This is a genomic window from Gottfriedia solisilvae, assembly GCF_002128405.1.
GTDB lineage: Bacteria > Bacillota > Bacilli > Bacillales > Bacillaceae_G > Gottfriedia > Gottfriedia solisilvae.
Genome location: NZ_NETJ01000001.1, coordinates 311,990 through 335,452, shown reverse-complemented (window position 1 = coordinate 335,452; position 23,463 = coordinate 311,990). Strand labels below are relative to the sequence as shown.

General features: G+C 31.2%; 25 protein-coding genes and 1 other annotated feature. Of the genes, 20 read left to right on the top strand and 5 right to left on the bottom strand.

What is annotated here, in order from left to right; genetic code table 11:
• The first annotated feature begins 133 nt into the window (after positions 1 to 133).
• The 3 genes from CAB05_RS01570 to CAB05_RS22320 all read left to right on the top strand — a co-directional run bounded on the left by CAB05_RS01570 (position 134) and on the right by CAB05_RS22320 (position 2,616).
• Complete coding sequence (locus CAB05_RS01570; RefSeq protein WP_087998057.1) at positions 134 to 1,363, top strand: MFS transporter; 1,230 nt, start codon at positions 134 to 136, stop codon at positions 1,361 to 1,363.
• A gap of 26 nt (positions 1,364 to 1,389) precedes the next feature.
• Positions 1,390 to 2,289, top strand: a complete 900-nt coding sequence (locus CAB05_RS01565; RefSeq protein WP_087998056.1) for a GNAT family N-acetyltransferase — start codon at positions 1,390 to 1,392, stop codon at positions 2,287 to 2,289.
• A gap of 105 nt (positions 2,290 to 2,394) precedes the next feature.
• Complete coding sequence (locus CAB05_RS22320) at positions 2,395 to 2,616, top strand: hypothetical protein (protein ID WP_087998055.1); 222 nt, start codon at positions 2,395 to 2,397, stop codon at positions 2,614 to 2,616.
• Between the two features lie 51 nt (positions 2,617 to 2,667).
• Here the strand turns inward: CAB05_RS22320 and CAB05_RS01555 are convergent, their stop codons facing one another.
• Together CAB05_RS01555 and CAB05_RS01550 are read right to left on the bottom strand one after the other, a co-directional pair.
• On the bottom strand, positions 2,668 to 3,351 hold the full coding sequence (locus tag CAB05_RS01555) for an LrgB family protein (RefSeq protein WP_087998054.1): 684 nt from the start codon (positions 3,349 to 3,351) through the stop codon (positions 2,668 to 2,670).
• A complete protein-coding gene (locus CAB05_RS01550; RefSeq protein ID WP_158093154.1) occupies positions 3,341 to 3,739 on the bottom strand; it encodes a CidA/LrgA family protein in 399 nt (132 codons plus the stop codon). The genes CAB05_RS01555 and CAB05_RS01550 overlap by 11 nt, the downstream gene beginning before the upstream one ends.
• Before the next feature lie 168 nt (positions 3,740 to 3,907).
• Between CAB05_RS01550 and CAB05_RS01545 the strand changes: the two genes are divergently transcribed.
• From CAB05_RS01545 to CAB05_RS01525, 5 genes are all read left to right on the top strand, one after another.
• The gene (locus tag CAB05_RS01545; protein ID WP_087998052.1) at positions 3,908 to 4,525 is read left to right on the top strand and encodes a 3'-5' exonuclease; all 618 of its coding nucleotides are present in this window, start codon (positions 3,908 to 3,910) and stop codon (positions 4,523 to 4,525) included.
• Entirely contained in the window at positions 4,522 to 5,289 is a 768-nt protein-coding gene (locus CAB05_RS01540) for an exodeoxyribonuclease III (protein WP_087998051.1), read from the top strand. Before CAB05_RS01545 ends, CAB05_RS01540 begins: the two co-directional genes overlap by 4 nt.
• A 233-nt stretch (positions 5,290 to 5,522) precedes the next feature.
• Positions 5,523 to 6,140, top strand: a complete 618-nt coding sequence (locus CAB05_RS01535; protein ID WP_087998050.1) for an NUDIX hydrolase — start codon at positions 5,523 to 5,525, stop codon at positions 6,138 to 6,140.
• A gap of 13 nt (positions 6,141 to 6,153) precedes the next feature.
• Positions 6,154 to 7,074 (top strand): serine hydrolase domain-containing protein, encoded by a 921-nt coding sequence (locus CAB05_RS01530; RefSeq protein WP_087998049.1) that lies wholly within the window; start codon positions 6,154 to 6,156, stop codon positions 7,072 to 7,074.
• Positions 7,075 to 7,226: 152 nt separating this feature from the next.
• The gene (locus CAB05_RS01525; RefSeq protein WP_087998048.1) at positions 7,227 to 7,844 is read left to right on the top strand and encodes a rhomboid family intramembrane serine protease; all 618 of its coding nucleotides are present in this window, start codon (positions 7,227 to 7,229) and stop codon (positions 7,842 to 7,844) included.
• Between the two features lie 298 nt (positions 7,845 to 8,142).
• Here CAB05_RS01525 and CAB05_RS01520 read toward each other — a convergent pair whose 3' ends face one another.
• Entirely contained in the window at positions 8,143 to 8,655 is a 513-nt protein-coding gene (locus CAB05_RS01520; RefSeq protein WP_087998047.1) for a hypothetical protein, read from the bottom strand.
• Positions 8,656 to 8,848: 193 nt separating this feature from the next.
• Here CAB05_RS01520 and CAB05_RS22275 point away from each other — a divergent pair, with 193 nt between their 5' ends.
• Positions 8,849 to 9,001 carry a hypothetical protein gene (locus CAB05_RS22275; RefSeq protein ID WP_167374453.1) on the top strand — a complete coding sequence of 51 codons (153 nt, stop codon included), beginning with the start codon at positions 8,849 to 8,851 and terminating at the stop codon, positions 8,999 to 9,001.
• 57 nt (positions 9,002 to 9,058) lie between these two features.
• Here CAB05_RS22275 and lysS read toward each other — a convergent pair whose 3' ends face one another.
• Entirely contained in the window at positions 9,059 to 10,618 is a 1,560-nt protein-coding gene (gene lysS / locus CAB05_RS01515) for a lysine--tRNA ligase (protein ID WP_087998046.1), read from the bottom strand.
• 75 nt (positions 10,619 to 10,693) lie between these two features.
• Positions 10,694 to 10,962 (bottom strand) — a binding site (T-box leader).
• 101 nt (positions 10,963 to 11,063) lie between these two features.
• On the opposite strand from lysS, the gene CAB05_RS01510 reads away from it, so the two are divergent.
• The 7 genes from CAB05_RS01510 (at position 11,064) to CAB05_RS01480 (ending at position 17,828) form a co-directional block, all read left to right on the top strand.
• Positions 11,064 to 11,696: a DUF6944 family repetitive protein gene (locus CAB05_RS01510; RefSeq protein ID WP_087998045.1), complete on the top strand. Its 633-nt coding sequence runs from the start codon at positions 11,064 to 11,066 to the stop codon at positions 11,694 to 11,696.
• Positions 11,697 to 11,867: 171 nt separating this feature from the next.
• Positions 11,868 to 12,731 (top strand): DegV family protein, encoded by an 864-nt coding sequence (locus CAB05_RS01505; RefSeq protein WP_087998044.1) that lies wholly within the window; start codon positions 11,868 to 11,870, stop codon positions 12,729 to 12,731.
• 182 nt (positions 12,732 to 12,913) lie between these two features.
• Positions 12,914 to 13,162 carry a DUF3243 domain-containing protein gene (locus CAB05_RS01500; protein WP_087998043.1) on the top strand — a complete coding sequence of 83 codons (249 nt, stop codon included), beginning with the start codon at positions 12,914 to 12,916 and terminating at the stop codon, positions 13,160 to 13,162.
• A 367-nt stretch (positions 13,163 to 13,529) separates the two neighbouring features.
• A complete protein-coding gene (locus CAB05_RS01495; protein WP_087998042.1) occupies positions 13,530 to 15,002 on the top strand; it encodes a DHA2 family efflux MFS transporter permease subunit in 1,473 nt (490 codons plus the stop codon).
• Between the two features lie 168 nt (positions 15,003 to 15,170).
• Positions 15,171 to 16,079, top strand: a complete 909-nt coding sequence (locus CAB05_RS01490; RefSeq protein WP_087998041.1) for an SH3 domain-containing protein — start codon at positions 15,171 to 15,173, stop codon at positions 16,077 to 16,079.
• Between the two features lie 272 nt (positions 16,080 to 16,351).
• A complete protein-coding gene (locus CAB05_RS01485; protein WP_087998040.1) occupies positions 16,352 to 16,900 on the top strand; it encodes a GNAT family N-acetyltransferase in 549 nt (182 codons plus the stop codon).
• A gap of 16 nt (positions 16,901 to 16,916) precedes the next feature.
• Positions 16,917 to 17,828 (top strand): DMT family transporter, encoded by a 912-nt coding sequence (locus CAB05_RS01480; protein WP_087998039.1) that lies wholly within the window; start codon positions 16,917 to 16,919, stop codon positions 17,826 to 17,828.
• A 35-nt stretch (positions 17,829 to 17,863) separates the two neighbouring features.
• Here CAB05_RS01480 and CAB05_RS01475 read toward each other — a convergent pair whose 3' ends face one another.
• Positions 17,864 to 19,459: a peptide chain release factor 3 gene (locus tag CAB05_RS01475; RefSeq protein WP_087998038.1), complete on the bottom strand. Its 1,596-nt coding sequence runs from the start codon at positions 19,457 to 19,459 to the stop codon at positions 17,864 to 17,866.
• Positions 19,460 to 19,688: 229 nt separating this feature from the next.
• Between CAB05_RS01475 and CAB05_RS01470 the strand changes: the two genes are divergently transcribed.
• From CAB05_RS01470 to CAB05_RS01455, 4 genes are all read left to right on the top strand, one after another.
• Positions 19,689 to 20,090, top strand: coding sequence for a hypothetical protein (locus CAB05_RS01470; protein ID WP_087998037.1), 402 nt, complete (start codon positions 19,689 to 19,691; stop codon positions 20,088 to 20,090).
• Positions 20,091 to 20,136: 46 nt separating this feature from the next.
• Entirely contained in the window at positions 20,137 to 21,837 is a 1,701-nt protein-coding gene (locus CAB05_RS01465) for a M3 family oligoendopeptidase (protein ID WP_087998036.1), read from the top strand.
• Positions 21,838 to 21,999: 162 nt separating this feature from the next.
• Positions 22,000 to 22,848, top strand: a complete 849-nt coding sequence (locus CAB05_RS01460) for a P-loop NTPase family protein (RefSeq protein WP_087998035.1) — start codon at positions 22,000 to 22,002, stop codon at positions 22,846 to 22,848.
• A 241-nt stretch (positions 22,849 to 23,089) separates the two neighbouring features.
• Positions 23,090 to 23,461 carry a GntR family transcriptional regulator gene (locus CAB05_RS01455; RefSeq protein WP_087998034.1) on the top strand — a complete coding sequence of 124 codons (372 nt, stop codon included), beginning with the start codon at positions 23,090 to 23,092 and terminating at the stop codon, positions 23,459 to 23,461.
• Positions 23,462 to 23,463 lie beyond the last annotated feature (2 nt).

Genomic DNA, 23,463 nt, shown 5'->3' with positions numbered 1-23,463 from the left:
TAGATAAAATAAACTTAACAGTCAGTTTTATTTAAAAGGAGGCGATCTATATGAATTCGGTTCAAATAAAATTAATTTATTTAGCATTACATTGTTAATTATATAAGTATTTGATAAGGGTGAAGGAGATACAATGGGAAAAAAAGTATATTTTTTATACACGAAGGCCTTTTCAGATATTGGAAATATGATGGAATTAGTTGTGATGAATGCTGTCATTTATTCTATGACCAAAAGTACTACATGGTTGGCAGCAATCTTAGCACTTCGAGTATGTGGTGGAATCATCACAAGCTTATTTTCAGGGGTAATAGCTGATCGATATAATAGACGGAAATTGATGATATTTAGTGATATTACAAGAGGAATATGCATTTTAATTCTTTGCTTTTTTCCTTCACCTACCATGTTTGCAGTGATTGCATTTACATTAGGAGCTTTGGGAAGTTTCTTCACAGTTAGTTTCAGTGCTGAAATCCCACAAATATTTGGCGAAGAAAAAATATTACAAGTAAATGCTTTTATTTCTAGATTGGCTGCAATTAGTATGGTAATTGGATTTTTAGGATCTGCATTATTGTCTACTGTTGTAGATTACAGAGTTATCATTGGGATTGATGCTTTTTCCTATTTCTTATCAGCATATGTTCTATTTTTATTTAAATGGGAAAATAGTGTAAAAAATAGCGGAAATTCAAATTGGAAGCAATGGATAATCGATTTGAAGGAAGTTAAAAACTATGTATTTTTAAGACCACTACTCTTATTAATTTTTATTGTTTTCTTATGTCAAACGTTTACAGCTAGCTCTCATAATGTTGGTGTACCGATCTTGGCTGAAGAGCTAAGTGCAGACCATATTACTTTATACCAAGGTTTAATTTGGGGCATTTGGGGGATCGGTGGGATCATTTCAACTTGGTTAATCCCTAAATTTGTTTGGCTAAAAAAACACTTTCTAGTTATCTACTTTGGTACTTCGATTTTAATGTCTACAGGATTTATCTTATTTTTATCTACAAAGTTACTAGCATTTATCTTATTTTTTGCTTTCTTCACAGGACTGTTTGATGCTGCAGCAGGGACGTACTTTTCATCAATGATTCAACAAACTGAAAACAAAATAAGAGGAAGAATATTTGGCGTAACGAATCTATTAAATAGACTAGGATTTACACTTGGATTTGTGGCATCTTCTCTATTATTAAAAGTTTTAACAATGCCTCATCTTGTGTGGTTATTTCATGGAAGTATGATTATGATTATTCTAGTTATCTCGATTATTCTATTTTCAAGAAAAATGTTTCACTTTGATCATGATCCTAAACTAAAACAAGAGGTTGAACTAGTTATTAGTAAATAAAATCTGAAATTAGGGGTGCTCTTTAAATGGAAACAAATATTAAGAATGATTTAACAAAGACTGATTTAGAAAATATTAAGTACATCAGATGCTCCGAAGTAGATATTGATTTTGTATACAAAGCTTTTACAATCGGATTTTCTGATTATATCGTAAAGTTCGAATTAACAAAGGAACAATTTGTTGCCAATTTTTTTGGCCCAGAAGGCAATCATTTAGAACATTCTTTTGTTGCGATTCATGAAAACGAAGCTGTTGGGGTCATTTTGGGTGGTATCAAAGAATATGAAAATATGAAAACAATGAGATGTGGTACACTTGCTATAAGTCCTAATTATCGAGGAAAAGGTGTAAGTCAAAAGTTATTTGATTTACATAAAACTGAAGCTAAAAAACATGGATGCAAACAATTATTCCTTGAAGTAATTGTAGGGAATGATCGAGCAATACAATTTTATAAGAATTTAGGTTATGAAAAAATCTATGATATTTCTTATTTTAGTAAAAAAGATTTATCAGATTTTGAACAATTAAATCCAACTTCAGAGTGTGAAGTTCATCAAATTGAATTCAATTCATTTACTCAAATTGTTAACAAATGGAACTATCATATTAATTGGCAAAATGATGTTGAATATTTAGAAAAAGCACCTAATGTTACTTACTTCGAGGCGTATATTGACCAGCAAATTATAGGTGCCATAGCTGTGCATGCTAGTGGTAAAATCAGTTTCTTATATGTAGATCAAAATTATAGAAATCAAAAAATTGCTACGAAACTATTACAAACAGCATTTTTACATTTAGAATGTAAAGCATTCTCAACTGGTTTTCCAAACAATAGTCATTTAGAAGGTTTTTTAACATCATTAGGTTTTCAAAAAGAAAAATTGGCTCAATATGAAATGTATAAGAGATTAGTATAGGAAAGAAAAAGGCTAGTGATCGTAATTGTATGTTTGCCTAGTTAGTTGAACTTGCTCATAATAATCCTTCACTTCGTACACTAAATAGTATGGAGGTGAAATATTATGTATCAAAATCGATATAATTTTGAACAAACATATGGTCCAACAGCAACACATCTACAACATCAAGATGAAAGATTCTTTTTCTTTCCATTTTTACTTGGCGCTGCAGCTTTTGGGGCATTTAGACCATGGGGTTGGTGGGGGCCTTGGGGCTATCCATATTATCGTCCTTGGGGTTACTGGGGAAGACCTAGATGGGGATATTGGGGAAGACCTTGGTAAACGAAAAAAAAGTAAATGCCACATTGCTGTGGCATTTTTTATTATGTTTCTTTATTTTATTAAAATATGGATAAAAAAAGGACTCATTAATGAAGCAAAAATTGCACTCAATGTCATTGTGATTGAACTGATTGCTTGTTCAACCTCTCCATATTCGGCTGCTTTTGCTGTACCAATCCCGTGTGAGGCTAGGCCGTATCCTACTCCGATCGCTATTGGGTGATCAATTTTAAGAAGTGACAGCAGATAAGGTCCAAATATAGCCCCTGAGATTCCTGCAATCATGACATACACAACAGTGAGGGAAGGAATTCCGCCAATAATTGAAGTAATGCCCATTGCAACTGGTGTCGTGACAGACTTAGCTGCTAAAGATAAAATGACACTTTGCTTTAACCCTAACCAGATCGACAAACAAACACCAGAAATGAAACCAATAAATGTTCCAGAAAGTACACTGATAAAAATAGATAAAAAATGAGTCTTTAAACGCTCTTTATGCTCGAATAATGGATACGCAAATGAAACGACCGCAGGTCCTAGCATTATATTAATCCATTTACCACCATTCATATAACTTTCATATGAAACGTGAAAACTACTTAAAATAAGAATAATGACAAAAGTAGATGTCGTAATAGGGACAAGTAAAGGAAAAGAAACATGTGAATATAGTTTTTTTGCTAATAAGTACAAAATGATCGTGATCGCGATAAACAGTATACTATTTGCCATCAAATTCACTCCTTACTAGCTGTTCCTTATTCTGCTCTTTTCGAGAAGAAAGAAAGAAACTTAATGTAGTGGAAAAAAACATCGTTACAATTGTACTGATTAAGACAATCACTATTGAAATGAGTCCTGAACCATTTAATAAAGAAGAATATTGAATGATACCTACTGTGGCTGGAATGAAAAATAACGTTAAATGCTTATTTAAAAAATTACTTCCTTCTCGAACCCATTTATCTTTAAAAATAGGGATATTCAATAAGCAAAATAAAATAAACATGCCAATTATGCTACCGGGGATCATTAAATGAAATTTGTTTTGTATAGTGATTCCGATAAAGTTTAAACAGTAAAGGAAAGCGATTTGAACGATTATATAAGCATATTTCATATTCAACATCCTTTTTTGCCTAATTTGTTCTATGAAAATAATAATCTATATATTGTACATTAAAAGACATGGAATTGTAACAATTTAGAGTTGTTTTCACAAAAAATGCATGATTTCTAAAAACGGTTTATAATAGATTTATTAAAAAATATAAGGGAAGTTGTAAAAATGAATTCTTTTGTCGCTTTTGATTTTGAAACAGCCAATTATAATCGTCATAGTATTTGTGCGGCGGGTTTTGTATTTGTAGAAAACGGGGTAATTGTTGATCAAATCTACTCCTTAATAAATCCTGAAGAAGAATTTTATTCTATGAATATTTCAATTCATGGAATCCGTCCACATGATGTAGAAGATGCTCCTACTTTCCCAGAATTTTATCGTTCAATACAAGATAAACTGTCAGGAAAAACGTTAGTAGCCCATAACTTACCATTTGATGGATATGCATTAAAGGATAATTTATCTCGATATGGTATTCCGTCCGTTGAAAATAATTTATTATGCTCACTACAATTAGCTAAAAAAGTTTTACCGAAACAAAGTCGATATTCATTAGATGTATTATCTAATCAATTTGGGATTATGTTAGAAAACCATCACCATGCTTTAGCCGATGCAGAAGCTTGTGCAAGAATTTTCCTACATCTTACGAAGAGAAATGAAATAATTAGCTTAGAAGATTTATATGAAAAAACGAATATATATTTTGGGCTTATTAACCGATTCGAATATAGATCATCACTAGTGAAACCGAAGAAACGCAAATTGGAGAAGAAAGTATGAAATTTATATCTTGGAACGTAAATGGAATTAGAGCTTGTGTACAAAAAGGATTTCTAGATTACTTTAAAGAACAAGATGCTGATATATTTTGTATTCAAGAAACGAAATGCCAAGAAGATCAGATTACACTTGATTTTGAAGGGTATTATCAATATTGGCATTCCGCAGTTAAAAAAGGATATTCTGGAACTGCAATTTTTTCCAAGCACAAACCTGTAAATGTATCTTATGGTTTTAATGGAAAAGAAGAAGACATTGAAGGACGTGTATTAACGTTAGAGTTCGATACTTTTTATATGGTAAATGTTTACACACCTAATTCTCAAAGAGATTTAGCTCGACTACCTTTTCGTTTAAACTGGGAAGATGAGTTTAGTGGATATTTAAAAAAACTCGATGCTCATAAACCTGTGATATTATGTGGTGATCTGAATGTTGCACATCATGAAATTGATCTTGCCAACCCAAAATCTAATAGTAAAAATTCTGGTTTCACACAAGAAGAACGCGGTAAAATGACATCACTACTAGAAAATGGCTTTACTGATTCATTCAGATATATAAATCCAACAAAAGAAGGATCATTTACTTGGTGGTCATATATGAATAAGGTTAGAGAAAGAAACATTGGTTGGCGAATTGATTACTTCATCATTTCGAATAGACTTCAAACTAATTTACTTAATTCAGAAATACATTCAAATATAATGGGTAGTGATCATTGTCCAATTATATTAACTTTAGACGATCAACTAATTAAATAAGCTGTACAATTTAAAGGAAAGCTCATATTTTATATAGAGCTTTTTTTATTTAGTGGCTCTAGTGTTGTATTAAAAAATGGCTCAAGTAGAAAATTACACTCCCCACTAAAAAGCTAACATCTAGTTGTGGGGTTTCAACAAAACTTTTTATAAGGGCCAATTAATAGTAAGTCTTGCAAAATAACAAGGAAAAACTACAAACATATCGAAGTTAACGATAAGGTGGTCTAAAAATGAGTTATAAATGGATAGAATGGGCAATGAAAATTCAATCGATTTCAAAAAATGGATTAGCTTTCTCTAAGGATGTATTTGATATTGAGCGATACGAGCAATTACAAAAACTGAGTGCTGAAATTTTGTCTGAATATAGTGAGTTGGAAATGGAATCAGTATTAAATTTATTTCATCAAGAAAAGGGATACCAAACGCCAAAAGTAGATGTGAGAGGTGTTGTATTTAAAGACAATCAAATCTTACTAGTTCGAGAAAAAAATGACAATAAATGGTCCTTACCTGGTGGATTTTGTGATGTTGGTTTATCATCTTCTGAAAACATTGTAAAAGAAATAAAAGAAGAATCAGGATATGAAGTAAAAGCAAAAAAATTGCTTGCAATACTTGATATGAATAAACATCCACATCCACCGCAAGCCTATCATTACTATAAAATATTCATTCAATGTGACATAATAGGTGGAGAATCAAAAATAGGGATTGAAACACAAGAAATAGACTTTTTTGCTGAACATGCATTACCAAAACTATCATTAAGTAGAGTAACAGAATCTCAAATTCATTTACTCTTTGAATATTTGAGGGATCCAAATAAAGAAACCGTATTTGATTAAAAGGAGACAGAATTTGAATAGTCATACGTTAATATTTAAAGAATTAGAAAATGAAATTAAAAAAGAACGAATTTCATCATGTATCGTTTATAAGGAAAGTGAAATTTCATTTCAATACTATAAAAATATAAAGAGTGAGTCTAAGTTATTTAAAATTAATTCTGTTACAAAAAGTATTTTATCAATATTAATTGGGATCGCAATTGATAAAGGTATCATTGAGAGTGTTCAAACACCGATTTCCGTATATTTCCCTACGATTGATCAAATTAAAAAGGATATTACGATTGAACATTTATTAACTATGACTGCTGGTTATGAATGGCCCGAATGGGGAGCATGGAATGGAAGACCATTTCCAATGATCAATAGTACGGACTGGGTTAATTATATTTTAGAGAAAAATATCGTTGCTAAACCCGGCGAAAAAATGAACTATGATTCAGGGGCCTCTCAACTTTTAAGTGCAATTTTACAAAAAGCGACTAAAAGTAAACTATCGGTTTTTGCAGAGAACATGCTATTTAAGCCTTTAGGGATTCATGAATATCTTTGGCATGAAGATTCAAAAGGCATTAATATTGGTGGATTTGGATTAAGTTTGGCAACAAAAGATATGTTAAAAATTGGGATTTTAATGATACAAAAAGGTGTTTGGTTAGGCAAACAATTGGTTTCTAGTGAATGGGTAGAGCAATCAACTAATGCGAAATATCATACGTATGATCATGTTGGTTCATATGGATATCATTGGTGGGCTTTATTAAACGATGAACTAAAAATAAATAATCCTCCAATCTTTTTTGCAATGGGATATGGAGGGCAATATATTATCGTTTCACCCAAGCAAAAATTAGTGGTTGTGTTTAGTTGCGCAAAGTATATTGACTCATTTATACCTTTGAAGTTATACCGGAAATATTTTCAGCAATAAGAAAAAGACAAGTTAGTTTTAATTGAAGATATAGTAAACTAATTTTTTATGCAGATATTGGAAATAGGAATTTACATCATAAATGTCGAATTAAATCTAAAATAAAAAAATTAAGCCAAATGTTGAATTGTTCTTTGAAAGGATGACTTCAAATGTTTTTAGTGAGAGAAGATTTTAAAACGTTTATAAAAAAATATCCAATCATTACGATTATGGTTAGTATCTGTTCAATATTAGCATTACTAACTACAGCGGCCGGAGGATATACTACGGAAAATATATTGAAATTTGGTGGATATCAATACGATTTAGTACAACAAGGTGAATTTTGGAGACTATTAACATATGCCTTTATGCATGGAAACTACACTCATTTTTTTATGAATATGACCTTCATGATTATTCTTGGAAGGCCATTAGAAAGTGCTCTAGGCTCTGTTAAATTTTTATTCTTTTATATGGTAGCAGCTTTGTTAACAGGTATCATTCTTCATTTAGTCTATTCATCCAATATTGTCAGTTCAGGATCCTCAGGTGTTGGATATGGATTTTTAGGAATTTATCTTTTCATCATTTTATTTCGTAAGAACATGCTCTTACTTGATGACCGAAAATTTATCTTAACATTTATTGCAATCGGTTTAATTTCTTCATTTATTATTCCTTCATCTAGCTTAACAGGACATTTAGCTGGTATGGTAATAGGGTTTATGATTTCACCATTTCTATTAAATAAAACTTCGACATTTAAGCATTCGTTGAATGTATAAACTTAAAAAAGACTAAATATTAATCAAAAAAACAAATGGGTTAATGAATTATTTAACTCATTTGTTTTTATTTTTATTGGCTCTGTTAATATTAATGTTTGATTTTTGATAAATACAATAAGTGTATGAAAAGAGTATAGCCGGTTCTAGAGTAATTGGAATGGAAGGTGCGAAGACTCCTATGGGAGATGCGGGAAACTTAAGACCCCGGAGGCTTGCCGAGGAGGCTCAGGGTCTCGCCCCATGGAAAGCGAAGTACCTGGAATGGAAATCAACTTACTTTTTTAACAGAGTCTATTTATTTAAAGTCAAAAACATCAGTAATGCGATCAGCTTTATGTCGATTTCTACATAATTGATAAATTTGTTGAAAGAAAACCTCAACATTTTCTTTTGTTTCAGGTAATGGAATTTCAACGAAAAGGGAACCAAAAACTTGTTTGAAATAAGCTTTTCGTTCAGCGTTTTTACCATCACGTTTAAGAGGATTATACTTCCAAACTAAATGGTCTTTCCCATTCATATTTTTTACCTCTCTAATTTCGGCCGCAGTCGTTGATTTATTTCCAACGTAAATGACAAGATAAAACTGATCATTCCGATGCCAATCAATCAATAATAAATAATAATTTTCTTCCTCAATTTTTTGCAAATGATATGCTGCAATAACAGGCTTGCCATTAGCCCATTGCTGAAAATTCATTAATGTATTCAAATTCGTTTCAATTTTTTGGATTTCATATAATGATTGATTTGATTTCATCCAATCATCGATTTGGTTAGCGATATGCAATGCAAATTGTTTATCCATACAAATACCTCGATCTATTTTTATCTTTTCATTTTATCAATACAATCATATTTAGAAAAGTTTGTATTCCAGTATTTACTAAATAATCTTGATTAATTTGACTTCAATTCATTGAAACATTTACCATCAATAAAATATTAACTATTAAACCATATTATTAATGATTTATTGATGTAGAGGGAGGAAATAAATAATGGCACGAGGGAAACATTTTAATCATAAGAAAAAAGGTCATGAACCTACACAACCACAAGGTTCACTTGTAGAACCAGAGGATCGTAAACACGAAGATCGTGAAGAAGACTATATTGTAACTGAAGAAGCGTTTAAAAACCGAATTCAGTAAATATGAAATTGAACTCTAAAAAAGATTAGAGTTCAATTTTTGTTTGTATGAAAAGATTTATTGAAAGTCCAATAAATCCAGGGTTTTATCTTTTCCAATGGCTTGAATTAAAATTGGGAAAGGTGGACCACTTGGACTGTTTAATATAAGTTTATATACCAAAGTAAAGAACTGTTTTTGGTTTGCTTTCATTATTTTTTTGTCGTGATGTTGACAAATAGCGTATATTTTTTGCATCAATTGCGAGTCTGAATTATTAGTAAGTGCAATATATTCCTGCAGTTGATAAATCCAATTTCTTTGTTCATCATTTAAAGTTTGGAATAAGTCAGAAGCTTTATTTTGATTAACAACAATATTTTTAATAGGGTAGCAATGTTTAATCCAATATTCAGCTCTATTACTAATTTTTTTTATCGTTTGAATATCGTATTTCTCTCCATTTTTTTCTAGGATTTTTTGAAGTAATTGAACATTATAATTTACTAATGGGAGTACACTTGCTATTAGACTAAATTTTGGAAGACGACTCAATGTTTTATTAGAATGAGATAGCTCTAAGGCGTATTTTATATCTTCATCTTCTAGTGATCGATTTAGATTATTCACAATATATCGTTCATATTCTGTATAGTTTTTAAGAACATCTTCATCTGTCCCTATATTAAAAGCAGTAGAAGGTTTATACTTTGCAAACATAAACAGAATGATTTCTGGTATATAGATGTTTAATAATTCATTAGGTGTTATGTTATTTCCAGTAGAACTGGACATTTTTCCATTATGGCCTTTAATACCAATGAATTCATATGGAGTATAATCTGGTGCTTCGAAATGAAAAATCCTTTTAGCTATTTCTTTTGAAACATTATAGCTACCCGTCTCCGAAGAATGATCTCTACCACCGGGCTCAAATATAACATCCTCCATCATCCATCTCATTGGCCAATCTACTTTCCAATTCAATTTAATATTGTTTGCTTCCATAATTTTTATTTGATGTTGAAAACCACATAAACATTCATACTTAATTTCTTCTTGTTCTTCTTCAAAAAGAATTATTTTTGTATCATCTTTACCGCATTTTTTACAATAAATTGTTAAAGGGTAAAAAGCATCCCTATCGTGATTAGAAGACTGACTAGTTTTAAATTCCATTAGAATATCGTAAATTTCTTTTCTTTGTTTCAATGCATGAAGGATTTGTTTATTATATTTCCCTGAAGTGTAAGCGCTATGTTGATAAATAAATTCAATTTCTATACCAAAAACTTTTAATGAATCCTCAAATTCGGCTTCAAAGTGCTCTGCGTAAGAATGATGACATCCAAACGGATCGGGGATATTATCATATGATTTACCAATATATTGCTGAAACTCAGCGTCTACGTTATTAGGGACTTTTCTAAATCGATCAAAATCATCCCAAGAAAAAATGAATCTTGTCTTTTTTCCTAAATCTTGTAAAGCTTTCACCACAAAATAAGTAGTTATTACTTCTCGGAAATTCCCGATGTGAACAGAACCAGAAGGACTTATACCAGAAGCACAAACGAATGTTTCTTTATTTGGATATTTATTAATCAATTCAGTTGCAATTTTATATGCCCAATGCATAAAACCACCTCAATTTTCAATATTTATATGATTAAAAAAGTAAATAAAAAAACTCCCACCCCCAAGATTATTCATCTTGAGGACGAGAGTTGTTAACTTCGTGGTACCACCTCAGTTTGTTAATATGTTGCCATATCAACCTCATTTAGGTACGGCAAAAATGCTTATACCCTATCTCTATAACGGGAGATCCCGTCGTACCATCCCTAAGATCGAAGCTTTCTAACTTAGTTCAATACGAGGCTCAAAGTCTTTTTTCAATTAGATTGTCAATCCTCCATTTCAGCAACCGGAGGTCTCTGTAAGTGACAATTCTATATTACTTTTCTCATCATAGCCTTATTGAAAATATTAATTTTTTTTATAATAATTAAAACATTAAATATTGTCAATTAAATTTTATGATGAATAAGATAAATATCTACATATATTTGGAGGTGAAAAAATGAGTAACGTAGGCGAGGAGCTAATTATAACAGGCGCATGGTTTTTGTTATTTGGAACAGTGACCTCAGCTGTAGGCGTTACAGGTAAACATATTATTGGCACGAACTTTGGAAAGAAACTGTTTGCGAAAGGAAATGCAATCGAGGCATTTGGAAATTCAATTCAGTCAGTTGGTAGGGAAAAATTAATAAAAAGTGAAAGTAGTAATAATGATCATTTACTTACAATTATGTTAGGAAGTTGGATTCAAGCTGCAGGAAATGCAACAAATACACTTGCAACAGAACTAGAAATAAGTGGATCAATGGAACAAGGGGAAAAATTAAACGCTTTAGGGAGTGTGATTCAATCAATAGGTGCTTCATTTGAAGCAAATGGTGCTAGACAAGAAGAAGGTGTATTAGTTAAATTTGAAGTTTTCGGAAATGAATTAATTGCAATAGGTGCTATGATTGATGGTATAGGGAATGTAGCACTTCTAAATCAAAATATTGCTATTGGAGAACAACTTTTATTTTTTGGTAGTTGGGTACAAGTTTTAGGATCAATTCTAATCGTTATTGCTGTAAACAATTCAATTGAGTCAGAAGAGGAAACTAAGACTGCTCGTTATGGTTATTACCCAAAATAATATGGGTTAAGAAATAATGAGAAATGTAACAATAAATATAGAAAATTTGAAAGTTAATACTTGTTAGGAATACCTTTAAATGTTTTACTTTAAATAAAAAAACATTTTTTTATTCATTTAAGCAATTTTATGAGAAAATAAAATTATTAAAAGAAAACAGAGGTAAAAAGTATGAATGTAAAAATAATAACTGATAGTGCGGCTGATTTGCCTAAAGAAGTATTAGAACAATATCAAATTGATGTGATACCGTTACGTGTTTATTCTGAGGATGAAAAAGAATATTTAGATGGTGAGACGTTAAATTCATCGACTTTATTTTCAGAAATGCGTAATGGAAAAGTATTTAAAACATCTTTGCCATCATACGATCGTATACATAGTACATTTATTAAATATGCAAAAGAGAATGTTCCTTGTATTTATTTAGCCTTCTCTTCTGAACTATCAGGTACATATCAATCAACAGTTATGGTGAAAAATGAAATTGTTGAAGAATTTCCCGAATTTGATTTAGATATCGTTGATACAAAATGTGCATCAATAGGTCAGGGCTTAGCTGCAGTTAAGGCTGCAATCCTTGCAAATGAAGGTAAGACTAAAGAGGAAATAATGACTCAAATTCATCACTCTATCAACCATATTGAACACATTTTTACTGTAGATGACTTACAATATTTAGTACGTGGTGGACGAGTAAGTAAAGTTGCTGGTTTTGTTGGTAATTTATTAAATATCAAACCGATCCTTCATGTTGAAGATGGGAAATTAATTCCATTAGAAAAAATAAGAGGATCAAAAAAGGTCTTAAAAAGAATGCTTGAAATAATGGAGTCTAGAGGCGTAAATTTATCAAATCAATTGATTGGTATTTCCCATGGTGATGACATTGAAAGAGCAACTGAATTAAAGAATGCTATGAGTGAGATGTTTGGATGTAAAGATTTTATTATCCATTCGATTGGTTCGGCAGTTGGAGCACATGCTGGCCCAGGAACGTTAGCAATATTTTTCATGAATTCAGACAATAACTAACATAAAAGTATATGCAAATGGCCAATTTCGTTGAACTTAAATGAAATTGGTTGGTTTTTGTCGAAAGTATTGCCAATATTCTGAAAATATTCCCCGGACAATAATTCATACATATTTACCTTAAAAAAAGTAAATAGTATTTATGTAATCTTTACAAATACGATTTGATGGGGTGAAAAAGAATGTCAATTTTAGATAATTGGGATCAATGGAAAGATTTTTTAGGAAATCGTTTAGATGCTTCAAATGAAAAAGGTCTAGCTGACGGAGCTGTTTCTGAAATGGCTTATCGCCTAGGAGATTATTTGGCAAATGAAGTAGATCCTAAAAATCCAGAAGAGCAAGTGCTTAAGGATTTATGGACAGTTGCTGATGAACAAGAGCAACATACAATTGCAAATTTAATGATTAAATACGTAAAAAATAAATAATATTTCTTATAAAAGATAATATAGTAAACAATAGCCCTGTAATTTTTTACAGGGGCTTTTTATTTTTTTAATGAAAATACTATAAGGGAAACATCCTTCAAGTAATAAAAAATAATGACTTTATTAATTATTTAAATTTACAAAAAATAAACTTGAACAAAACTAACTATTCTTATATACTGTACTTTGTTCGAGAACACTTTTTGTTGTTTACTTTTACCGTTTAATTTTGTATGATTATTTTTCTGTTTTGCATATTTAGAAAACAACAGTTCATATTCAATTCATAAATTTATGGTAAAGTACTTCAGAACTGTTATGAGTCATTATTTTTTAGCAATTATATTAGGGGAAATGGGGTTGGCATATGAGTAAGCAAAATGAGGCTGTAGAAACGCCTTTTAATATCAAAACAATTATCGGTCCAGTTATGGCTGTAATTATTGGTATGATCATGGTTATATTAGATAGTACTGTAGTAAACGTAGCTATGCCAGGTATTGTAGAGTATTTCAAATCTGATTTGGATACAATGCAATGGACGATCACTGGTTATACATTAGCACTATCTGCAGTTATTCCATTAGCAGGATGGATGTCAGATCGCTTCGGCGCAAAGCGAATCTTCTTAATCACAATTTTATTCTTTACAATCGGTTCAGTGTTATGTTCAGTAGCACAGTCGCCTGAACAATTAATTATTTATCGTATCATTCAAGGACTAGGTGGAGGTATGGTTGCACCAATTGGGATGGCTATTATTTTCCGTTTAGCTCCTCCAGATAAAATGGGTTCAATCATGGGAATGCTTGGTATTCCAATGCTATTAGCTCCAGCCTTAGGACCAGTTATTTCAGGTTGGTTTGTTGAATTCTCAACTTGGCACTGGATTTTCTTAATTAATTTACCAATAGGAATTATTGCGTTAATCGTTGGTATGAAATATTTACCAAATTTCGAAACGAAAACTGTTCCTTCACTTGATAAATTTGGTATTATCCTTGCTCCAATTGCATTTTCAATGTTAGCTTATGGTGTTAGTGAAAGCTCTACAAGCTGGACATCTAAAGAGACATTAACAGGTTTAATTGTAGGTGGAGTAGCCTTATTATTATTTATCGTTGTTGAATTAAGACAAAAACAACCACTACTTGAACTAAGAGTGTTTAAGTCTTCTGATTTTACTAGAAGTATCTTAATTACATGGATCATGCAAATCGCATTATTTGGTTCATTCTTAATTGTTCCTTTATATTTACAAACTGTAAAAGGCTATGGCGCTTTTGAAACAGGTTTAATTATGCTTCCACAAGCTGTTGCATCTGCTTTAATGATGCCAATCGGTGGGAAATTATATGATAAAGTTGGTGCAAGACCACTTGCATTAGTTGGATTAACAGTTATAACAGGTGCTCTATATTTATTCTCAACAATTACACTTGATTCAACAAATGTCTTTATTATTCTTACACTTGCAATGATGGGTGCTGGAATGGGTATTTCAATGATGGCAATCAATACTCACGTATTACAATCTGCTCCAAGACATTTAGTAAGTCGCGTTACATCTTTAACATCAGCAGCACAACAAGTAATGGTATCTTTTGCAGTAGCAGGTATGGCTGGATTCTTAACTTCAAGTACAAAGGATTATATGACTAAAATCGCAAATCCTTTAGAAGCGATGATTTCTGCATACGGAGATACATTCTTACTAGCAGCAGGAATTGCTTTAGCAGGTGCTGTACTATCAATTATTTTACGTAAACCAGTAGTGAGTGATATTGATCAAGGTGAACTTGATGAAGAAGCAAAATCAAGCATGATGGTTGGACATTAATTAATATTATAAACAGAAGCTTATACGAGCTTCTGTTTTTTTATATTGAACTAAAACATGTAATTTATAGAAAATGAATTTGTAATGAAAATGACCTCATTTTGTAAACATTAATTATGTATAATGAAAGCTCTACAACTAAGATCATATACATATTGGAGCGATCGTATGAAAAAACGAATATTGAAAGCATCATTAGCATTATCAATTTTTACTGGTGGGTTATTAAACGTAAATATGATACCTTCTAGTATTCAAACTGTTGAGGCGGCTACTATTAAAGGTACTGTAACTGCAACTACTTTAAATATCAGAAGTGGACCTAGCACAAATTATAGGGTCGTTGCCACAATTAAAAAAGGTGAAACAGTAAGCATCACAAGTAGTAAGACAGGCTGGTATAAAATAACTGTTGGTACGAAAACAGGGTGGGTTTCAAGCAAATATATCAGAAAGTCCACAAGTAGAATTGCATCATCAACCGTAAATAATATGAAAACGATTGGTACTTCTAAGCAACTAATTATTGTAACTGCAGATAATGAAAGTACTAGAAATGTTGTGATTGAGACGTTCGAAAAATACGATAGCGGTTGGAAAAAACGTAATACATTTGCAGGCGTTATTGGGAAAAACGGTATGATTTCTAGTAAACATGAAGGTGATTACGAAACGCCAGAAGGAAAATATACGATAACGACAGCCTTTGGTAGACAGGTTAATCCAGGAACAAAATTACCTTATCGAAAAATAACAGCTGATGATGTGTGGGTAGATGATTCCAAAAGTACACTTTATAATACTTGGCAATCAGCTTCTAAAAACAATGGAAGATGGAATAGTGCTGAAAAGATGAATATTTCTCTTTATGATTATGGATTTGTGATCAACTACAATGTATCAAGAACACCTGGTAAAGGAAGTGCTATATTCTTTCACATAGCCGGTACTTCTGGATATACAGCTGGTTGTACTGCAACTTCAAAAACAAATGTTATTTCTATCTTAAAATGGCTAGATCCAGCTAAAAAACCAATTATTATTCAAACGCCATTTAATAAAGTAACAAATTATTAACTTAAAGATACTGATCAATTAATGGTCAGTATTTTTTTGTGCATTGATCCATATTGATAATAATTTGAGATAAAATCACGGCGAGGTCTAATTCGAAGTAATAGTTAGAGGGTGAATAGTTCCATCAGGATGATGTCGAGAATTTTATCATTATAAACCATACTTTTTAAAGTACTATTTGAAGATGAAAAAATTCGATATACTTATTTTGAATTTTCAAAGTATAATAAAAAAGCCAGGATTAATTGATTTTTAACATTAGAGGTGATTACATGGTACATAATTTTATAGAATTTGAAACCGAACGATTAAAATTAAGAAGATTTAAAGATGAAGATTTGGAATACTTTTATCAATATCGAGCTAATCCTGATGTCGCAAAATATCAAGGGTGGCAGGACTATTCATACGAACAAGCAATTTCATTTATTGAAAAACAAAAAATTGCGATCGCAAACATTCCAGACACATGGGTACAAGTTGCGATTGAACTTAAAGATCATGGAAGACTAATAGGAGATTTTGGTATCCATACGCTAGAGTTACCGCTAAATTCAATTGAGATTGGTTTCACATTAGATCCACAATTTCAAAAACAAGGCTATGCAACAGAAGCACTAAATGGACTTGTAAATCATGCATTTAACGTTTTACATAAAGAAAAAATTCAAGCGATTGCTGTTGAACAAAATGACTCCTCAATCAAACTTTTAAAAAGAATAGGATTTCGTCAGGTGAAAAAAATAGAAAATAGTCCTTTTAAAGGTCAAATAGTGAATGAGTTTGTCTTCGAATTGACAAAAGATGATTGGGTAGGGTAGGAGATGAGAAGTAACAATGAATTTTTTTAAAGGTGCAGTATATTTATCTTTAGCTGCCAGTATATGGGGAATGACGTATGTTGTAAGTAAAGTCGTATTAGATCATATTTCTCCATGGCTTTTACTGGAAATGAGGTTTTTATTAGCGCTAATTGCCTTAGGAATTATTTGTATCATTCAAAAATCATGGAAGATAGATAAGAAGGACTTATTAACAATTGCAATGATTGGTTTAGTTGGCTACTCAGGTTCAATTGGTCTTCAATTTATCGGTACAAAGCTTTCAGGAGCGGCTATGGGATCTTTAATAACTTCAGCTTCACCTGCATTGATTTCATTTTTTGCATTTCTCATTTTAAAAGAGAAAATAAATAATCGTAAAATCATTTCATTAGTGTTAGCGACTATAGGTGTGATCGTAGTGATTGGAATACCAACAGGAAATACAGATTACGGTGCTTATTATGGTAATATCATTTTATTTGGAGCTGCAATAACGTGGGCTTTATACACAGTTTTAAGTAAAGCACAAACGAAAAAATATTCTTCTTTAACCGTTACAACTTGGGCAACTGTTTTTGGGGTAATTTTTACAATTCCTTTTACAGTAGTTGAACAAATTCAAAATCCTAGTTCATTATCGCTTAATTTTTGGATTTGGATGGGAGTAATATTTTTAGGAACAATTTCTACAGCAGGGGCATTTTATTTGTGGAATAAAGGATTTGAATTCATAGATACATCTACGGGCTCATTGTTTTTCTTTTTCCAACCACTTATTGGGACAGTTTTTGGCTTTTTCTTATTGAATGAATCAATAAAAACTTCATTTTATGTAGGCAGTTTATTAATCATATTAGCTGTTTATTTATCAATAAAGGAGCCAAAAAATCTATCAACTATAAATTATTCTTCGAAAAAGGCATAAAAAAAGCGGCTGAATGATTCAGCCACTTTTTTTTATTATTCTGGAGCGATTTCATTATTAACATCAAGTGCTTCTACAAGTTCAAGCTCTTCATGTCGTTCTTGGAATCGATTAAAAGTAAATTCATTTGCAAATAGGAATAACGGACGTTCAAAGCGGTCAAATACAAGCATGTTACGCATATCCTGATATTTTTTTAAGCCTTTTACATCATCTGTTTTTACCCAACGTGCAATATTATAATCAACATGATCTTTACGAATGTCAGAACCATACTCATTTTTTAATCTGTACTCAAATACTTCAAATTGAAGTTGACCAACTGCACCAAGTATAACTTCATTAAATTCATTTTTATAAACTTGAATAGCACCTTCTTGGGCTAATTGTTCGACACCTTTATGGAAGTGCTTAGATTTTAATGAGTTTACCGGGCTTACGCGTAAGAATAATTCTGGTGGGAAGGTAGGTAATGGCTCAAAGAATATTTTTTGTTTGCCAGCCGTAATTGTGTCACCAATTTGATATGTCCCCGAATCATAAATACCAATTACATCCCCAGCATATGCTTTATCAACAGTCTCACGATCATTTGCCATTAATTGAGTAGATTGACTTAGTTTGATTTGTTTACCAGTACGAGAGAGCATTACGTTCATTCCACGTTCGAATACACCAGAACAAATACGTACAAATGCAATTCGGTCACGGTGGGCCGGATTCATATTAGCTTGGATTTTAAAAATAAAGCCACTAAACGTTTCATCTGTTGGATTCACTTCACTATTGATCGTTTTACGTGGACCAGGAGCAGGTGACATATCTAAGAAATGATTTAAAAATGGTGTAACACCAAAATCAACTAATGCAGTTCCAAAAAATACAGGTGTTAATTCACCAGATTGTACCAATTCAATATTAAATTCATTCCCAGCACCTTCTAAAAGATCAACTTCATCTCTTAAGTTTTCTAGGTTTGTCGATTCTAAATGGGCTTCTAATTCAGGTCCATGAACACCATCTTTTCCAAGCTTAATGACTTCATCTTTTCTGAATAGATGAACTTCATTTTCAAGACGATCATATACACCCTCAAATTGCATACCACTACCAATTGGCCATGTTACAGCTACTGAAGGCATTCCAAGAACTTCTTCAAGTTCCTCCATTAATTCTAATGGATCCTTTGCTTGTCGATCTAATTTGTTCATGAATGTAAAAATCGGAATTCCACGCATACGACATACTTGGAAAAGTTTTTTCGTTTGCGCCTCGATACCTTTAGCAGCATCAATTACCATCACTGCACTATCAACAGAAGTTAGTACACGGTATGTATCCTCACCGAAATCATTATGACCTGGTGTATCCATAATTGAGACCATTTTTTCATCGTATTCAAATTGCATAACTGAAGAAGTAACAGAAATCCCACGTTGTTTTTCAATTTCCATCCAGTCAGATTTTGCATATTTAGAGTTTTTTTGTGCTTTTACAGTACCAGCTTCACGAATTGCTCCACCATGTAAAAGTAATTTTTCAGTTAACGTTGTTTTACCAGCATCCGGGTGAGAAATGATTCCAAAAATACGGCGCTTAGCAACTTGGTTGATTAAATCTTTATTTGCCATCTATTATAAAGTCCTTTCTAAAAACAAAAATAGTAAGTTAATTATTTCACATCTTTTCTATTATACAAGAATTACTCTCTCGATGAAACAACATAGTAAAAAAGTTATAGTACCTTCATTATGTCCAAATTGTTCGTAAATGAAAGACTTGCTTCCAATTAAAAGGTAATATTACATGTCATATGGAAGAAATAATTTATAAAATCAAGTTAGATAGATGGAGGACTAAATGAAATTAAAATCTATATTCATCGTTAGTTTAATCCTTTTAGTTATTGGATTTATTGAATTTAATACACGTGGTTTTCATCAAAATAAATGTGGTCAACATATGAAAAGAACAAAATGTGCGATACCAGAAATTTCTCCAGAAGCTGTAAAAGCAGAAATAATAGCAAATGCTGATTTAACAAGTCATGAAAGGAAAGATTTAACGAATGATGATGCGAAAGGAAACGTTCTGAAAACATTCGTATCAAAGGATACTGCTAGATTAGTAAACGATCAATATGATGGAAATGAAGTTTTTAAAGTGACATATAGTACAAAAAATGAAGAAATATTAGGCGATATTGTGGTTTATGTTGACGCTGAAACATTTAAGGTGATTGGAAGAGGAATTCGTGAATGAATGAATTAGAATACGGCCTATAAAATAACAGAAGGTAGTGAAATTTATGAAATTCGAGAAATTTAATTATAAGAGACCTAATATTGATAAATTGGAGCAGGATCTAATCCATCTCCTTAATCAATTTAAGCAGTCAAAAGATATTGAAGAATTAAGTAATATAATTAGCAAAATAAATCAGTTAAGATCAAACTTCGAAAGTATGATGAATCTTGCTTATTTACAATTTATGAGAAATACAAGCGATTCATTTTATTCAGCGGAACAAAAATTTTTTGATGAATCTAATCCTAAATATCAAAATTTGATAAACGAATATTTTAGGAATCTTGTGAACTGTGAATATAGAAACCAATTAGAAGAAATGTGGGGTAAACAATTCTTTTCCCTTGCAGAACTACAAACCAAAACAATCTCTGCAAATATTATTGAAGATTTAGTGATGGAAAATAAATTAGTAAGTCAATATACGAAACTTATTTCTTCTGCAAGAATTAACTTCCTTTCGAAAGAGATGAATTTAACTCAAGTAAGAGCATATTCACAAAATAAAAATAGAGAATTAAGAAAACAAGCAGTTAATGCTAGGTATGGATTTTATGAGGAGCATGAAGAAGAACTAGATCAAATTTTTCATAATTTAGTTAAAAAAAGAACAGAAATTGCACAAAAGCTAGGATACAAAAAATTTGTAGAATTAGGTTATGCACGCATGCTAAGGATTGGTTATGGTTCAGAAATGATTCGTATTTTTAGAAAGCAAGTTAAAGATGTAATCGTTCCTTTATTAATAGAATTGAAAGAAAATCAGAGAAATCGTTTAAACATTGAAACGTTACTTTATTATGATTTAGATATTCTGTTTGATGATGGAAACCCAGAACCTAAAGGAAATGTCAAATGGATACTAAATGAATTTCAACATGTGTTTAAGGAGATTTCACCTGAAACAGCGGAATTTTATCAATTCATGGTATCAAATAATCTTTTAGATGTAGAGACAAGAAATGATAAAGCGAGAGCGGGCTTTTGTACATATATTGCTGAATATAAATCCCCTTATATTTTTGCAAATTTCAACGGAACTTCCGATGATGTTCGGGTATTTCTTCATGAAGCTGGTCATGCATTTCAACTTTATGCTAGTCGAAATTTAGAATTAGTTGACTATCATTATCCCACTTATGAAGCGTGTGAAATTTTTTCAATGAGTATGGAGTTGTTTGGATGGAAATCGCTTAATCGTATTTTTGGTGAAGAAACAAATAAATATAAATATCTACACCTGCATGAAGCACTCGACTGGTTAGTATATTGTGTTGCTGTTGACGAGTTTCAACATATTGTTTATGAAAATCCAGAACTGACTCCAAATGAACGAAAAGAAAAGTGGAGGAATATTGAAAAAGAATATTTACCTTTTCGCAATTATGAAGGAAATGATTATTTAGAAAAAGGTGGGTATTGGCAACAACAGACACTTATATATAAAACACCTTTTTACTTTATTGATTATGCATTAGCTCAAGTTTGTGCCTTCCAATTTTGGAAACGATTTAAAGCAAATGAGGATAAAGCCTTTTCTAAATTTCTTACAATTTGTAAAGCTGGAGGTAGCAATTCGTTTTTAACGATATTAGAAGAGTCCAACCTGATTTCTCCATTTGAAAAAGGTTGTTTAGAATCGATCCTTCCGATTATAAAAAATGAATTAGTTAATATTGAATTAAATCTGAATTTGAAGTAAGTGAAAGTGAAAGTGAAAAACACATTCTAAATATAAATTGTATTTATTAATGGGTGTAATTTCTAGTATACTAGTAGTATATTAAATAAATTTGAGGTGAATACAGTGGAGTATACGAGCTTGAAATAAAAAAATTATAAAAGTTAAAGTGAGGACACTGTATTGAGTACAAAACCAAATTTAATATTAGTTGAGGGATTACCTGGTTTTGGTAAATCAACGACTGCTAGATTAGTATATAACATTTTAAAAGAACAGAATGTAGCAGCTGAATTGTTCTTAGAAGGTGATGTAAATCATCCTGCTGACTTTGAAGGAGTAGCGTTTTTTACGAAGTCAGAAATGGAACAATTATTTTTAAAACATGAGCTACAAAGTGAAATGATAAAACAACATATGGAAGAATATGAATCTGGTTTTTTAATTCCATATCAAAAACTACATCACAAATTAGGTTTAAAACTATCACCTGAATTATTAGATTCATTGATGAAAAAGGATATATATGAATTACCACTTGAACAAAATCAATATTTAATCGAAAAAAGATGGCAAGCTTTTGCTGAACAAGCCAAAAAAAGTGATAAAGTAACTATTTTTGAATGCTGTTTTATTCAAAATCCAATAACAGTTGGAATGATTAAATATAATGCAAGTAAAGAAAAAGTGATCCAATATATAAAATCGTTAGAAAATGCAGTTGAAGCTCTAAATCCACTGTTACTTTATGTTAGTCAAGATGATTTAAAATTTTCATTCCATAAGACTATAAATGAAAGACCAAAAGAATGGTTTGATGGATTTGTAAATTATTATGTAAATCAAGCATTTGGAAGTGAACATGATTTTAACGGATTAGAGGGAACAATAAAAATTCTTGAGGCAAGAAAACAGCTCGAAGTTAACATTTTAGAAGAACTAAGTTTAAAAAAGGAAGTTGTCAATAATTCTAACTATGATCTTGAAAGTTATCAATCCACTTTAGAGATTCTTATTCGTATATATTTTTAATAAAATTAGGCCCTACTTCTTTTTGAATTAGGGCTTTTATCTTTTTAAATAGCACCACAAGCAGGCAAAACAAAAAAAAGCGTACGTTTGCCTGGTTGTCTAATAAATCTATTTTCTACTTGAAAATAGATTTTTATATTTAGGCGTACTTTTTAGATATACTTTACATATCATTTATTAGGTAGTATAGTTAGTTACACAAGTAACTAACTAAATAACTAACAAGTAAAGGAAGCTGCTAATGAAACCAACATTAGATGAATCTCAGCCAATATTTCACCAAATTGCCGTTTTAATTATGGATGAAATTATTGACGGTAGAATTAAGGAGGAGGAGCAAGTTCCTTCAACAAATGAATTATCACGTTTTTATAATATTAATCCTGCAACAGCTAGAAAAGGACTCCAAGCTTTGGTTGACAAGGAAATTATTTATAAACAAAGAGGTGTTGGAATGTTTGTTTCTAAAGGCGCAAAAGAGAAATTAATCATTCAGCGAAAAGAGCAATTTTATGAAGAATATGTCGCTCCTTTATTAAAGGAAGCAAATCGAATACATCTTGATGAACAAATGGTTATTGAATTGATAAAAACAAAAATGGATTCAAAATAGGG

Coding starts and splice junctions, on each gene's coding strand:
- CAB05_RS01570 (WP_087998057.1), top strand. CDS start 134: ATGGGAAAAAAAGTATATTTTTTATACACGAAGGCCTTTTCAGATATT.
- CAB05_RS01565 (WP_087998056.1), top strand. CDS start 1,390: ATGGAAACAAATATTAAGAATGATTTAACAAAGACTGATTTAGAAAAT.
- CAB05_RS22320 (WP_087998055.1), top strand. CDS start 2,395: ATGTATCAAAATCGATATAATTTTGAACAAACATATGGTCCAACAGCA.
- CAB05_RS01555 (WP_087998054.1), bottom strand. CDS start 3,351: ATGGCAAATAGTATACTGTTTATCGCGATCACGATCATTTTGTACTTA.
- CAB05_RS01550 (WP_158093154.1), bottom strand. CDS start 3,739: ATGAAATATGCTTATATAATCGTTCAAATCGCTTTCCTTTACTGTTTA.
- CAB05_RS01545 (WP_087998052.1), top strand. CDS start 3,908: ATGAATTCTTTTGTCGCTTTTGATTTTGAAACAGCCAATTATAATCGT.
- CAB05_RS01540 (WP_087998051.1), top strand. CDS start 4,522: ATGAAATTTATATCTTGGAACGTAAATGGAATTAGAGCTTGTGTACAA.
- CAB05_RS01535 (WP_087998050.1), top strand. CDS start 5,523: ATGAGTTATAAATGGATAGAATGGGCAATGAAAATTCAATCGATTTCA.
- CAB05_RS01525 (WP_087998048.1), top strand. CDS start 7,227: ATGTTTTTAGTGAGAGAAGATTTTAAAACGTTTATAAAAAAATATCCA.
- CAB05_RS01520 (WP_087998047.1), bottom strand. CDS start 8,655: ATGGATAAACAATTTGCATTGCATATCGCTAACCAAATCGATGATTGG.
- CAB05_RS22275 (WP_167374453.1), top strand. CDS start 8,849: ATGGCACGAGGGAAACATTTTAATCATAAGAAAAAAGGTCATGAACCT.
- lysS (WP_087998046.1), bottom strand. CDS start 10,618: ATGCATTGGGCATATAAAATTGCAACTGAATTGATTAATAAATATCCA.
- CAB05_RS01510 (WP_087998045.1), top strand. CDS start 11,064: ATGAGTAACGTAGGCGAGGAGCTAATTATAACAGGCGCATGGTTTTTG.
- CAB05_RS01505 (WP_087998044.1), top strand. CDS start 11,868: ATGAATGTAAAAATAATAACTGATAGTGCGGCTGATTTGCCTAAAGAA.
- CAB05_RS01500 (WP_087998043.1), top strand. CDS start 12,914: ATGTCAATTTTAGATAATTGGGATCAATGGAAAGATTTTTTAGGAAAT.
- CAB05_RS01495 (WP_087998042.1), top strand. CDS start 13,530: ATGAGTAAGCAAAATGAGGCTGTAGAAACGCCTTTTAATATCAAAACA.
- CAB05_RS01490 (WP_087998041.1), top strand. CDS start 15,171: ATGAAAAAACGAATATTGAAAGCATCATTAGCATTATCAATTTTTACT.
- CAB05_RS01485 (WP_087998040.1), top strand. CDS start 16,352: ATGGTACATAATTTTATAGAATTTGAAACCGAACGATTAAAATTAAGA.
- CAB05_RS01480 (WP_087998039.1), top strand. CDS start 16,917: ATGAATTTTTTTAAAGGTGCAGTATATTTATCTTTAGCTGCCAGTATA.
- CAB05_RS01475 (WP_087998038.1), bottom strand. CDS start 19,459: ATGGCAAATAAAGATTTAATCAACCAAGTTGCTAAGCGCCGTATTTTT.
- CAB05_RS01470 (WP_087998037.1), top strand. CDS start 19,689: ATGAAATTAAAATCTATATTCATCGTTAGTTTAATCCTTTTAGTTATT.
- CAB05_RS01465 (WP_087998036.1), top strand. CDS start 20,137: ATGAAATTCGAGAAATTTAATTATAAGAGACCTAATATTGATAAATTG.
- CAB05_RS01455 (WP_087998034.1), top strand. CDS start 23,090: ATGAAACCAACATTAGATGAATCTCAGCCAATATTTCACCAAATTGCC.